Annotated in this window: 8 protein-coding genes; 7 read left to right on the forward strand and 1 reads right to left on the reverse strand. The window is 67.1% G+C overall.

Annotation, left to right across the window (positions count from 1 at the left end; translation table 11 throughout):
- Positions 1-4: 4 nt before the first annotated feature.
- The 7 genes from K368_RS0108615 to K368_RS0108645 all read left to right on the forward strand — a co-directional run bounded on the left by K368_RS0108615 (position 5) and on the right by K368_RS0108645 (position 12,956).
- Positions 5-1,837: a penicillin-binding protein 2 gene (locus tag K368_RS0108615; RefSeq protein WP_027172031.1), complete on the forward strand. Its 1,833-nt coding sequence runs from the start codon at positions 5-7 to the stop codon at positions 1,835-1,837.
- The gene (locus K368_RS0108620; protein WP_027172032.1) at positions 1,834-3,309 is read left to right on the forward strand and encodes a UDP-N-acetylmuramoyl-L-alanyl-D-glutamate--2,6-diaminopimelate ligase; all 1,476 of its coding nucleotides are present in this window, start codon (positions 1,834-1,836) and stop codon (positions 3,307-3,309) included. Before K368_RS0108615 ends, K368_RS0108620 begins: the two co-directional genes overlap by 4 nt.
- Positions 3,310-3,508: 199 nt before the next feature.
- Positions 3,509-4,972 (forward strand): UDP-N-acetylmuramoylalanyl-D-glutamyl-2,6-diaminopimelate--D-alanyl-D-alanine ligase, encoded by a 1,464-nt coding sequence (locus tag K368_RS0108625; protein ID WP_027172033.1) that lies wholly within the window; start codon positions 3,509-3,511, stop codon positions 4,970-4,972.
- A gap of 130 nt (positions 4,973-5,102) precedes the next feature.
- A complete protein-coding gene (mraY, locus tag K368_RS0108630; protein ID WP_027172034.1) occupies positions 5,103-6,185 on the forward strand; it encodes a phospho-N-acetylmuramoyl-pentapeptide-transferase in 1,083 nt (360 codons plus the stop codon).
- Positions 6,186-6,294: 109 nt separating this feature from the next.
- A complete protein-coding gene (gene murD / locus K368_RS0108635) occupies positions 6,295-7,653 on the forward strand; it encodes a UDP-N-acetylmuramoyl-L-alanine--D-glutamate ligase (RefSeq protein ID WP_027172035.1) in 1,359 nt (452 codons plus the stop codon).
- Positions 7,654-7,984: 331 nt separating this feature from the next.
- Positions 7,985-9,112 carry an O-antigen ligase family protein gene (locus K368_RS0108640; RefSeq protein WP_245259540.1) on the forward strand — a complete coding sequence of 376 codons (1,128 nt, stop codon included), beginning with the start codon at positions 7,985-7,987 and terminating at the stop codon, positions 9,110-9,112.
- 184 nt (positions 9,113-9,296) lie between these two features.
- Positions 9,297-12,956, forward strand: a complete 3,660-nt coding sequence (locus K368_RS0108645; RefSeq protein ID WP_027172037.1) for a PAS domain S-box protein — start codon at positions 9,297-9,299, stop codon at positions 12,954-12,956.
- 64 nt (positions 12,957-13,020) lie between these two features.
- Here K368_RS0108645 and K368_RS0108650 read toward each other — a convergent pair whose 3' ends face one another.
- Positions 13,021-13,344, reverse strand: coding sequence for a hypothetical protein (locus tag K368_RS0108650; protein ID WP_027172038.1), 324 nt, complete (start codon positions 13,342-13,344; stop codon positions 13,021-13,023).
- Positions 13,345-13,377: the final 33 nt, after the last annotated feature.

The following is a 13,377-nucleotide window of genomic DNA, read 5'->3' on the forward strand; positions in this document are numbered from 1 at the left end:
TCCCGTGTCAGACGAGACCGTTCACGATCACGCGCCCCACACCGCCGAAGAGGCCGGGGATGTCCACGCTCAGGAGAGCGCTCCGCAGCCGGCGGCCGCCGCGCGTCCGACCTGGACGGTGATGGGCGTGGTGCGGGCGATGTTCCATCTGGCCATCGAGCGGTCCTATGCCCGCGTCGGCCTCGTCGGTCTCGGCTTTGCGGTGGTCTTCCTCACCATCGCCGGCCGGCTCGTGGCGATGGCGGCCTTCCCCCAGGCCGATAACGGCGACAACCGCGTCGCCGCCGCGGCCACCACCGCGATCCGGCCCGACATCGTCGACCGCAACGGCGAGATCCTCGCCACCGACATCCGCACGGTCTCGGTCTTCGCCGAGCCGAAGAACATCTACGACAAGGACGAGGCGGTGGAGCTCCTCACCGCCGTCCTGCCCGAGCTCAACGCCACCGACCTGCGCGCCAAACTCTCGACGAAGAAGGGCTTCGTCTGGGTCAAGCGCGAGATCACCCCGAAGCAACAGCTCGAGGTGCATCGCCTCGGCATTCCGGGCGTCGGCTTCCTGCCCGACCACAAGCGCGTCTACCCCAACGGCACGGCGGCGGCCCATATCCTGGGCGTGACCAACCTCGACAATATCGGCATCGCCGGCATCGAGAAGTACATCGACAATACCGGCCTGAAGGACCTCAACAGCCTCGGCTTCGTCGCCAAATCCACCGATCTCCGCCCGGTCCAGCTCTCCATCGACCTGCGGGCGCAGTTCGCCCTGCGCGACGAACTGGCCTGGGGCCTCGACCACTTCAAGGCCAAGGCCGCGGCGGGTATGATCCTCGACGTGACCACCGGCGAGGTGATCGCGCTTGCCTCCCTGCCGGATTTCGACCCCAACAACCCGGCCGAGGCGAACAATCCCGACCGGATCAACCGGATGAATGTCGGCGTCTACGAGATGGGCTCGACCTTCAAGGCGATGACGCTGGCCATGGCCCTCGATTCCGGCAAGTACAACGTCAATTCCACCTTCGACACGCGCGGCGGCGTACTCACCTGGGGCCGGCAGAAGATCCACGAATATCACGGCACCAACCGCACCATCACCATGCCGGAGGTGTTCACCCACTCCTCCAACATCGGCTCGGCCAAGATGGCGCTCGGCATCGGCGTGCCCGGTCACAAGGCCTTCCTGAAGAAGATGGGCCTCACCGACCGGATGCGGACGGAACTGCCCGAGAGCGCGGAGCCCATCGTTCCCTCGCGCTGGACCGAGATCAACACCATCACCATCGCCTTCGGTCACGGTCTCGCGGTGGCACCGCTCCAGGCGGCGGCGGCGGTGGGCGCCATCACCAATGGCGGCAACCTCATCGTGCCGACCTTCCTCAAGACCACCGAGGCGGAGGCGCTGAAGAAGGCGACCCGCGTGCTCAAGCCCGAGACTAGCGAGGCGATGCGCTTCATCATGCGCCTCAACGCGGTGGAGGGCTCGGCCAAGAAGGCCTCGATCCCGCTCTACTATGTCGGCGGCAAGACCGGCACGGCCGAGAAGGTCATCCACGGCCGCTACGTGAAGAACCGCCTGTTCACGACCTTCATGGCCGCCGCGCCCATGAACAACCCGAAATACCTGTTCGTCACCATCATGGACGAGCCGCAGGGCCTGCCGGAATCCGGCGGCTACGCCACCGCCGCCTGGAACTCCGGCGTCGTCACGGGCCGGGTGATCGAGCGCGTCGCCCCGATCATCGGCCTGCCGCCGCAATTCGATCCGCCGGTGAAGCCGTTCCCCCTCATGGTGAAGCTCGGCGCGTATCACGCGACGATGCTCGACGGACGATGAGCGGCATGACCCTCGGCGGATTGTTCCCCGACGCCGACCTCGGTGCGGCGTCGGGAAACGCCGTGCATGGCATCACCGCCGACAGCCGCCGGGTCGTTCCCGGCGGCGTCTTCGTGGCGGTGCCGGGAACCAAGGTCGACGGAAAGACCTTCGCGGCCAAGGCGTTCGCGGATGGCGCCGTGGCCATCCTGGGGGAGGGCGACCGGCCCGCCGACCTGCCGGCCGAGGCTCTCTGGATCGCCGTTCCCGACGTGCGCCGGGCCCTGGCTCTGGCCGCCGCGCGCTTCTCCGGCCGCCAGCCGGAGACCGTGATCGCGGTCACCGGAACCAGCGGCAAGAGTTCTGTCGCCGATTTCGTCCGCCAGATCCTGTCGCGCTTGGGGCTCGCCTCGGCGAGCCTCGGCACGGTGGGCATCGTCACCGATCGCGGCGCGCAATACGGCTCGCTCACCACGCCCGATCCGGTCTCGTTGCACGAGACCCTGGCGCGGCTGGCCGATGACGGCATCACCCATCTCGCCATGGAGGCCTCGTCCCACGGGATCGAGCAGCGTCGCCTCGACGGCGTGACGCTCGCCGTCGCCGGCTTCACCAATCTCGGCCGCGACCACCTCGATTACCACGCGACCATCGAGGAATATCTCCAGGCTAAGCTGCGGCTGTTCACGACGCTCCTTCCGGATGGCCGGCCCGCTGTCGTGAATGCCGATGGCCCCTACGTCGGTAGAGTGATGGAAGCCGCCGATGCCACTGGGCATGAACTCCATACGACTGGACGTCACGGCGGCTATCTTCGCCTAATCGACGCGACCACCGAGGGGTTCGCCCAGGTTCTGACGGTGCATGGGCCAGGTCCGGGAGGGCCGGCCGCCTATAGCGTACGTCTGCCGCTCGTTGGCGCCTTCCAAGTCGAGAACGCTCTCCTGGCCGCCGGCCTCGTCGGGCAGGCCGTCGGGGTCGCGCGCATGCCCGAGATCCTCGCCACCCTCGAACACCTCACCGGCGTACCCGGCCGCATGGAGCGGATCGGCGAGGTCAACGGCGCCCTCTGCCTCGTGGATTACGCCCATAAACCGGAGGCGCTGGAGAGCGTGCTCGACGCGCTACGCCCCTTCGCCACCGGCCGCCTCGTCTGCGTCTTCGGCTGCGGCGGCGACCGAGACGCCGGCAAGCGTCCGCTCATGGGCGCCATCGCGGCAGGCAAGGCCGACCTCGTCATCGTGACCGACGACAATCCGCGCAGCGAAGATCCGGCCTCGATCCGCGCCGCCATCCTCGCCGCCGCTCCCGGCGCCATCGAGATCGGCGACCGGGCCGAGGCGATCCGCACCGCCATGCGCGGGCTCCGGCCCGGCGACGTCCTGGTCGTCGCCGGCAAGGGTCATGAAACCGGCCAGATCGTGGGCTCACAAGTGCTCCCGTTTTCGGATCACGAGGTGATCCGGGCCGCAATCGCGGAGGTGGGGGCGTGAGATCGACCGAGAGAGAATCGCTGATTTCAGCGCGTCTCACCCTCCCCCCTCTGCGGGGGAGGGTGCCTGCGGAGCAGGCGGGGGAGGGGACGACCTCTCCGGATACGGCGCTCCCCTCTCCCGACCCGCTTCGCGGGCCACCCTCCCCCGCAGAGGGGGGAGGGTACGCGCGCGGCCGCTCCATGCATGAGTCCACCCGATGACGACCCCCCTCTGGACCCCCGAGGCCCTGGAAGCCGCCACCGGCGGCACGTTGCTCGGCAATCCGAAGCCGGTCACCGGTGCCTCCATCGACACGCGGACGCTGCAGCCGGGCGACCTGTTCTTCGCCATTCGCGGCGAGGCGCGGGACGGACACGATTTCGTTCGCGATGCCCTGGGGCGCGGTGCCGGAGCGGCCGTGGTCGCCGCCGACCGGGCCGAGGAATTCGCCGGGGCGGGCGGCGTCCTTGCCGTGTCGGGAGCGGGCGAGGATCCGATCCTCGACGCCATGCGTGCCCTCGGTGCGGCCTCCCGCCGGCGCAGCCATGCCGGCATCGTCGCCGTCACCGGCTCCGTCGGCAAGACCGGCACGAAAGAGGCGCTGCTCCACGTCCTCTCCGCGCAGGGGCGGACCCATGCGTCCATCGCCTCCTACAACAACCATTGGGGCGTCCCGCTGACCCTGGCGCGGATGCCCGCCGACAGCGATTACGGCGTGTTCGAGATCGGCATGAACCATCCCGGCGAGATCGTGCCGCTGACGGCCATGGTCCGGCCGGACATCGCGCTGATCACCACGGTCGAGCCGGTCCATATCGAGCATTTCGCCTCGCTCTCGGCCATCGCCGACGCCAAGGGCGAGATCTTTTCCGGGCTGAGCGCCGGCGGGACCGCGATCATCAACCGCGACAACCCGAACTTTTCGCGATTGCTGGCCCATGCGCATGCCTCGAAGGCGGGCCGCGTCGTCACGTTCGGCGAGCATCCGGAGGCCGATATCAGGGCGCTTCGTATCGTCATGCGGCCCGATCTCTCCGTGGTGGACGCATCGGTGATGGGTATTCCCGTCACCTACCAGCTCGGAACGCCGGGACGGCACACGGCAATGAATTCCCTCGGCGTCATGGCGGTGGTCCATGCCCTGGGCGCCGACCTCGCCCGTGCCGCCCTGTCCCTGGCCGCGTTGAAGCCCCCCGTCGGGCGCGGCGAGCGCACGGCGCTCAAGCTTCGGGACGGCGAGGCCTTCCTGGTGGACGAGAGCTACAACGCCAACCCGGCCTCGGTGCGCGCGGCCCTGGCCACCTTGTCCGGGATCGAGACCGGATCGCGCGGGCGCCGCATCGCGGTCCTCGGCGACATGCTGGAACTCGGGGCGGCGGCGGAAGAGCACCACCGGGCCCTCGCCTCGGCCGTGGAAGAAGCCGGGATCGATCTCGTCTTCACCGCCGGCCCGCTGATGCGCCACCTGTTCGAGGCGCTGCCGGTGAGCCGGCGCGGCGTCTCGGCTGGAATGTCGTCGGATCTCGTCGATCCGCTCCTCGCTGCCCTGCGCGCCGGAGACGCCGTGATGGTGAAGGGCTCGAACAGCATCCGCATGGGCCGCATTGTCGAAGCCTTCAAAGCCCGCTACGCGGGCGCCGTGGACCGCGCCGAGTCGGCGCAGGCCGCGATCCGCCAATAGACCTCCGTGTCAGTCCCGGTCTTTCGCCGGGAGCGCCCGCGAACCGGGCGACACGGCGGGGACGGAAAGGCGCGCGGCCTCCTCCAACCCCGTATCGTCCATCGTCAGACAAACCGCGACCGGGTGCTGGATGCTGTATCTCCTGTCGGACCTGAGTGGCACGCTCACGCCCCTCAACGTCTTTCGCTACATCACCTTCCGCACCGGCGGCGCGCTGTTCACGGCGGGCCTGTTCGTGTTCTGGTTCGGGCCGCTCATCATTTCGCTGCTGCGCCTGCGCCAGGGCAAGGGCCAGCCGATCCGCGAGGACGGGCCGCAGACCCATCTGACCAAGCGCGGCACGCCGACCATGGGCGGGCTGATGATCCTGGCGGGCGCCATCGTGGCGATCCTGCTTTGGGCCAATCCGCGCAATCATTTCGTCTGGGTGACCCTCGCGGTGACCCTCGGCTTTGGCGCCATCGGCTTCTACGACGACTACCTCAAGGTGACGAAGCAGTCGCATAAGGGGTTCTCGGGCAAGTTCCGGCTGCTGCTCGAAGCGTCCATCGCCATCTCCGCCTGTACCCTGATCTCGTATTATTCGGCGCCCGCGCTGCAGAACCAGCTCGCCTTCCCGGTGTTCAAGGACGCGCTCCTGAACCTCGGCTGGTTCTACGTCCTGTTCGCCGGCTTCGTGATCGTCGGCGCCGGCAACGCGGTGAACATCACCGACGGTCTCGACGGCCTCGCCATCGTGCCGGTCATGATCGCCTGCGGCACGTTCGGGGTCATCGCCTACCTCGTCGGCAACGTCTTCACCGCCGGCTACCTCCAGGTGAACTACGTCCGCGACACCGGTGAACTCGCCGTCGTCTGCGGCGCGGTGATCGGCGCCGGGCTCGGCTTCCTGTGGTTCAACGCGCCCCCGGCCCAGATCTTCATGGGCGATACCGGGTCCCTCGCCCTCGGCGGCCTCCTCGGCACCGTGGCTGTCGCCACCAAGCACGAGATCGTGCTGGCCATCGTCGGCGGCCTGTTCGTCCTGGAGATCATGTCCGTGATCATCCAGGTCGCCTCGTTCAAGCTCACCGGCAAGCGCGTCTTCCGCATGGCGCCGATCCACCACCATTTCGAGCAGAAGGGCTGGAAGGAGCCGCAGGTCGTGATCCGGTTCTGGATCATCGCCGTGATCCTGGCATTGGCCGGCCTCGCGACGCTGAAGCTGCGCTGAACGTGGTACGATGATCCTCCGCGATCGCCCGTTTGCCCACCGATCCGCCTCAGGATGACGAGGTAGAGGGCGGGAGACGGGCCGAGCAGATGTCGAGTTCGAGACCCGCATGACCCCCGCCACTACCTTCGCCGGCCGCACGGTCGCCCTGTTCGGTCTGGGCGGCTCCGGCCTTGCCACAGCGCTCTCGCTCCAGGCCGGTGGTGCTCGGGTCGTTGCCTGCGACGACAATCCCGCCAGCATGGCGCGGGCGCAGGAACAGGGCATTCCCACCGCGGACCTGCGCGGTGCCGACTGGTCGGGCTTTTCCGCTCTCATCCTGGCGCCCGGCGTGCCGTTGACCGATCCCGTGCCGCATTGGACCGTGGATCTCGCCAAGGCGGCCGGGATCGAGATCATCGGCGATGTCGAACTGTTCTGCCGCGAGCGGGCGAAGATCGCCCCCGATGCACCCTTCGTCGCCATCACCGGCACCAACGGCAAGTCCACGACCACGGCGCTGATCGCACATATCCTGAGCCAAGCCGGCCTCGACGTTCAGATGGGCGGGAACATCGGAACGGCGATCCTGTCGCTGGAGCCGCCGGCCCCGGGGCGCTATCACGTCATCGAACTGTCCTCGTTCCAGATCGATCTGACGCCGTCCCTGAACCCGAGCGTCGGCGTGCTCCTCAACATCACGCCGGACCATCTCGACCGGCATGGGACGATGGAGAACTACGCGGCGATCAAGGAACGACTGATTCAGGGCTCCGCCCTTGCGGTGATCGGCGTCGACGACGAGCCGAGCCGCGCCATCGCCGACCGGCATCGGGGACCCCTCGTACGGATCGGTGTCGCGCTGCAGGATGTGGATGGGCTGACCGTCCGCGACGGGATCGTGGCCGGGCGCTCCGGGGAGGCCATCGCCGATCTATCCGGCATCGGGTCGCTCCGCGGAGCGCATAACTGGCAGAACGCCGCCGTCGCCATTGCCGTCGTCCAAGCTCTCGCGGTGACCGATGGCGAGAGCGGTGCCGGATTGAAGAGCTTCCCCGGCCTGCCGCATCGGATGGAGGAGGTCGGCCGTCACGGGCGGGTCCTGTTCGTCAACGATTCCAAGGCGACCAACGCGGATTCCACCGAGAAGGCCCTCACCGCCTTCCGCGACGTCCACTGGATCCTCGGCGGCAAGCAGAAGGAGGGCGGCATCGACCTGCTGGCGCCTCTGTTCGACCGCGTCGCCCATGCCTACCTGATCGGCGCGGCGAGCGACGCCTTCGCCGCGACGCTGGAGGGGAGGGTGCCCTACACCCGCTGCGGCACCCTGGATGTGGCGACGAAGCAGGCGGCGGAAGCGGCTGCCCGGTCAGAGGCGCCGGAGCCGGTGGTCCTCCTCTCGCCGGCTTGTGCCTCCTACGACCAATTCAAGAGTTTCGAGGATCGGGGCGATCAGTTCCGCGCGCTCGTGCGGGGCCTGATCGGATGATCCGACCCCGTGTTGCTGGAATCCTGGTCCGCCCCCGGCCTCCCAGGACAGCGACGGCCTGACGCTTGGGCGACGGCCCTCGGCATGCGAGGGACGCGATACAATCCCGTTCGCTTAAGTCTTCGCTGACGGGGAGTGCCTCATGCTGAGGCCCGGCGCGTATCCTGAGGCGGGTTGGACGGACGGAATGGCGGCAGGCGGGAGATGGAGCGCAGAAGAGGTTGGCGTCGCTCTGACGTCGGCTGATTCTCGCCGTGTCTCTTCCGGTCCGCTCCACACCCTCGGCTACGCGCTGTTGGCGCTGGTCATCTTTTTTACGTGCTTCACCTTCATGAAGCCGTCGCCCTATGATTTTCTGGCCCTGCCGACGATCGCGTTGTGGTTCCTGCTGGGGATCAGGCTCTACCGCGCGACGATCCTCATCATCGCACTTCTGTTGATCTACCTGTCGGCCATCGTCATCGCGCTGATCCCCTATCTCGACGAGACGAATTCGGTCGAGTGGACCTATCAGGCCGTCTATCTCGGATTGACCGGGATCTTCTTCGTGATGTTCTTCTCGGACGAGACGTCCGACAGGGTCGGTTTCGTCCTCAAGGCCTATCTCGCGGGAGCCCTCTTCGCTGCGATCTGCGGCATCTTCAGCTATTTCGACGTACTCGGCGAAGACGTGCTGTTCAAGATGGATGGTCGCGCCTCGGGCGTGTTCCAGGACCCCAACCTGCTCGGATCCTTCCTGATCCTGTCGGTGCTGTATCTCATCCGCAGGATGCTGGTGGGGGAGACGCGGCAGGTGTTCCTGTCCGCGGCGGCACTGCTCGTCCTCCTGGCCTGTGTCTTTCTCTCGTTCTCGCGCGGATCCTGGGGGGCGTGCCTCCTCGGCATTGGCCTGACGATCGGCCTCACATGGGCAACCTCTCCGTCTCGGGCCGTTCGGCGGCGGATCGCCCGATTGTCGGCCCTCACCCTGCTCGTCGGCGCGCTCCTGATCGGTGGCCTTCTGTCGATGGACGGTGTCTCCGAGCGGTTCACCGATCGGGCGCAGGTCACGAAGGATTATGACGAAGGCGAGACCGGGCGGTTCGGCAATCAGCGCCGCGGCATCCCGATGCTCATCGATCGCCCTCTCGGTTTCGGGCCTCTAAGATGGCGTGTGGTCTTCGATCTGGAGCCGCACAATTCGTATATCGGCGGGTTCGCGAATGGGGGATGGCTCGGAGGTTTCGCTTTTGTCTCTATTGTCCTCACATCCATCTTCGTCGGTTTTCGTCTGTGCCTCAAACCATCGCCCTATCAGGGACTCGCCCAGATCGTGTTTCCGGCCCTCCTGATGTTCTTCCTTCAGGCGTTTCAAATCGATATCGAGAAGTGGCGTCACGTTTACATGATGCTCGGTATGCTATGGGGGCTTGAGGCCGCACGTGTTCGCTGGTTGCTTCAACAGCGATCGACAGCCTGAAGTCTCAGGTTGCGTCTATCACGGTGTCAGCGAAGTCTCGCCGGCGAAGAAATGATACTGTGCGTCGTCGAGAATGTGGCGGGCGCGTGCGAAAAATCTGATTCCAGACACTGAACGTTATCCTTGCGACCGGCACAGGTGATGCTCCGCAAGGCTGCCACTGCAGTTCAACGAGGCCCGATCCTTGATCACGCCGTCTCATGAAGCCGAGCGCGTCGCCGCGCTTCACGGCCTCGGTATTCTCGATACGCCCCCCGAAGAGCATTTCGAGGCGGTGTCACGCACGGCCAAACGCCTCTTCGGGGTCGAGAAGGCCTACGTCGCCCTCATCGATTCCGACCGGCAGTGGATCAAGTCGGACTGCGATCTCGGACGGAAGGAGATGCCGCGCCTCCAATCGTTCTGCCATCACACCATCGCCGGCGGGGACATGCTCGTGGTGCCGGATGCGCGCCTCGATCCGCGCTTCGCCCGAAGCCCGTTGGTGACCGGTCCGGACCCCGTCGTGTTCTATGCCGGCGTGCCGCTCTGCCTCGAATCGGGTTTCCGCGTCGGCTCGTTCTGTATCATGACCAGCACGACACGCGCGTTCAACGCGGAGGATGCCGCGGCGCTCCACGACCTCGCGGCCATCGTCACAGCCCATCTTCGCCTTGCCGACGTCCATGTCAGGCTGATCGGCGAGGCCCAGGAACGCGCGGCCCAACAGGCGACGATCGCCGACCAGCGGCAAGAGTTGCAGCATCGCCAGAACGCCCTCGCCAGCGCGCATCACTTGCTCGCCATGGCCGAGGAGGTCGCCGGGGTGGGTCATTGGCGCGTTCGGCTGGCCGATGGCCAGACCTTCTGGTCCACCGGCATCTACGTGATCGCCGGGCTCGATCCCGCGAGTTTCGCCCCGACATTGGAGCAGGCTATCGATCTGCATCATCCCGACGACCGTGAGCTGGTTCAGTCCAGCATCGCCGATGCGCAGGAGCGCAGGGGTGCTTTCGCCTTCGAAGCGAGGATGGTTCGACCGAATGGGGAGGTCCGAACGATGGTCGTCCGCGGCATCTGCGAACTCGACGTGGCGGGTGTGGCCGTCGGTCTCGTCGGCACCGCCATCGACGTCACGGATGCCCGCAATTCCGACGCCGCCCTGCGGGAGCGGACAAGCCAGTTCCGCCGTCTCGTGGACGCCGTGAGCGATTGCGCCTTCGTCACCCTCGACCGGACCGGCCACGTTGCCAACTGGAACAGCGGAGCCGAGCGTATCACCGGCTATTCCGCACAGGAGGCTATCGGGCGCCACGTCTCGCGCTTCTACACGACGGAGGGGCTCGAAGCCGGGGCGCCGCGAATCGCGCTCGCCACCGCCGCCTATGAGGGGCGGCTCAAGTTCGAGTGCTGGCGGGTCCGACGCGACGGCTCGCAATTCTTCGCCAGCGTCGCCATCGATGCCATCCGCGACGAAGAGGGGGCCGTGGTCGGCTATGCCGAGATCACCCGCGACATCACCGAGCGCCGCGCCGCGGAACAGGAGCTCCAGCGCAGCGAGGATCGCTACCGCACCCTCGCGGAGGCGCTGCCCGCCCTGATCTGGACGACGCGGCCGCCGGATGGGACTGCGACCTATGTGAATCCTGCCTTCACCGATTTCTACGGCGATATCGGTCCCGAGCGGGTCCAGCGCACGGCGCGCAATCATCCCGACGATGCCGAACGCATGGAAGCCGCCTGGCGAAACGCCCGTAAGCGGGGGCGGACCTTCACGGTGGAGGGGCGCCTGCGCCGCCATGACGGCGTCTACCGCTGGCACAAGATCGTGATGATCCCGATCCCGACCCATGACGACCGGGCGTCCGATGATGCCGAATGGCTCGGCACCGCCCTCGACATCGACGACATCATCACCGCCCGCCAGCGGTTGGAGGAGACGACCGATCTGCTGCGCATCGCCCAGGAAGCGGCCGATGCGGGCACCTGGTATCTCGACCTGTGGACGGATATCATCACCCTCAGCCCGAAAGCCGTCGGCCTGTTCGGCCTCCCCGGCGAGGGTGCTCGGGCCATGCCCGTTCGGGACTGGATCCCGCTGGTCCATGCCGATGACAGGCCGGCGGTCCGTGAGGAAGCGGCCAACGCGATCCGAAATCGGACCAACTACGTCGCCGAGTACCGCATTTTGGTGGAGGCGGAGGAGCGCTGGATCTCGACCTGTGGCCGCGTGCTCTACGACGTGGCCGGCGCGCCCTATCGTATGGTCGGCCTGCATTTCGACATCACCGAGCGTAAAACGGTGGAGGCCGCCCTGCAGGCGGCCACAATCAGGGCCGAGGGGGCAAGTGCTGCGAAAAGCGAGTTCCTCGCCGTTATGAGCCACGAGATCCGCACGCCCCTCAACAGCATCCTCGGCTATGCAGACCTCCTGCTGGAGGAACCGAGCCGGACGCCGGACGACAGGCACCGCCTCGAACTGATCCGCGGAGCGGGCGCTGCGCTCCTCACCATCGTCAACGATGTTCTCGACTTCTCGAAGATCGAGGCGGGGCAGTTCACCTTGGAATTGCTGCCGTTCCCGTTGTGCGACCTCATCGAGAATACCGTGGAGATCGTGCGCGGCAGCGCGCTGAAGAGCCCCGTGACCATCCTCTCGCGGCTTGATCCCGCGTTGCCGCCCTGGGCCTTGGGGGATGCGAACCGACTCCGGCAGGTCCTGCTCAACCTGCTCAACAATGCGGTGAAGTTCACCCCGTCCGGTTCCGTCACCCTCGATGTCAGCCAGTGCGGCGAGGAAGCGGCCGGCCCCGTCCTGCGCTTCGAGGTGGTGGATACGGGGATCGGCATCTCGGAAGAGGAGCAGGTCCATCTGTTCCAGCGCTTCAGCCAGGTCGATTCCTCCATCAGCCGTCGCTTCGGCGGCAGCGGACTCGGCCTCGCCATCTGCCGCCGCCTCGTCTCGATGATGGATGGCGAGATCGGGGTCACGAGCCGTCCCGGCGAAGGATCGACCTTCTGGTTCACCCTCACCCTGCCGCGCGCCGAGGCGGCGAGCTGCCCCGCTGAGGCCGGGGCGGGGAGGGCGGCCGAGAGGAATGCCCTGGCACCGAGGCCGGTGCGGATCCTCGTCGCCGAAGACGTCCCGGTGAACCAGATGCTGGCTCGGGCGGTCCTCGAACTCGCCGGTCACAGTGTCGACGTGGTGGGCAACGGTGAGCAGGCGGTGGCCGCGGTCCGGGCCAATGCGGGCGGACCGCTTGCCTTCGACCTCGTCCTCATGGACGTCCAGATGCCCGGAATGGACGGTCTCGCCGCAACGCGCCTGATCCGCGCCCTGCCTGCCCCCGCCTGCGCGGTGCCGATCATCGCCATGACCGCCAACGTTCTGCCGGAGAAGGTCGCCTCGCTGACGGCCGCCGGCATGGACGACCATGTCGGCAAGCCGTTCAAGCGCGATGCGCTCTACGCGACCATCGCCCGGTGGAGCGGCCCTTCGGCCATGATCGACGCGCCGGCCCCCCCGGCCATTCTCGATCGCGAGGTCTACGATTCGCTGAAGGACATGGTGGGGCCGGAGCGGGCGACGGCCCTGCTGTCGATGCTCGCCGATGAACTCGTCGACCGGTTCGGATCGTCGCCGAAGGCCGTCGATCTGTCGGGCGTCGAACCGGCGGATCTGGCCTATGACGCGCACGTCATGGTGTCGGCCGCCGGTCTGCTCGGCTTCGTCGGTCTGTCGGATCTCTGCCGCGAGATCGAAACCGCTTGCCGCAACGGGGCCGATCTCGCGCCGTTGGTCCAGCGCCTCGTCGTCATCCGTGATGGCACCCTTGGAACGATCAGGATGCTGCAAGCCGCCTGACCGTTCCGGCCGGGCTCACACCGAGTCTCCCAGATCCATAGGCCAGGATCAGTGAGGTCTGGCATCACTCCGCTTCGGGCGTCGGCTCGTCGTCCGGTTCGGGCTCCGCCGTCCAGGCCGTGGCAAAGGCGGCGAGTTGCATCGCGTCCTTGAAGGCCATCACCGAAACGCTGCGCTCGGCGGGCATCCCACCCGGATAGGGCGCGATCAGGACGGTCTCCTGGGACAGCCGCGCGCCGGGGGTCTTCTCGGCGATCCAGGCCTCCGCCTCGGCGCAGAGACGCGCCGGGTCGGAGGGATCTCTTGCGCGGGAATCCGAGCGCAGCACGAGGACGTAGGAACCGAGCGTCGGATTGCGCTGCTGCAGGCCCTGAATGATGTCGATCATGATGGTATCTCGTCACGTTCCTGCCGGGGGCGG

It is taken from the genome of Methylobacterium sp. 10 (assembly GCF_000519085.1).
Classification (GTDB): domain Bacteria; phylum Pseudomonadota; class Alphaproteobacteria; order Rhizobiales; family Beijerinckiaceae; genus Methylobacterium.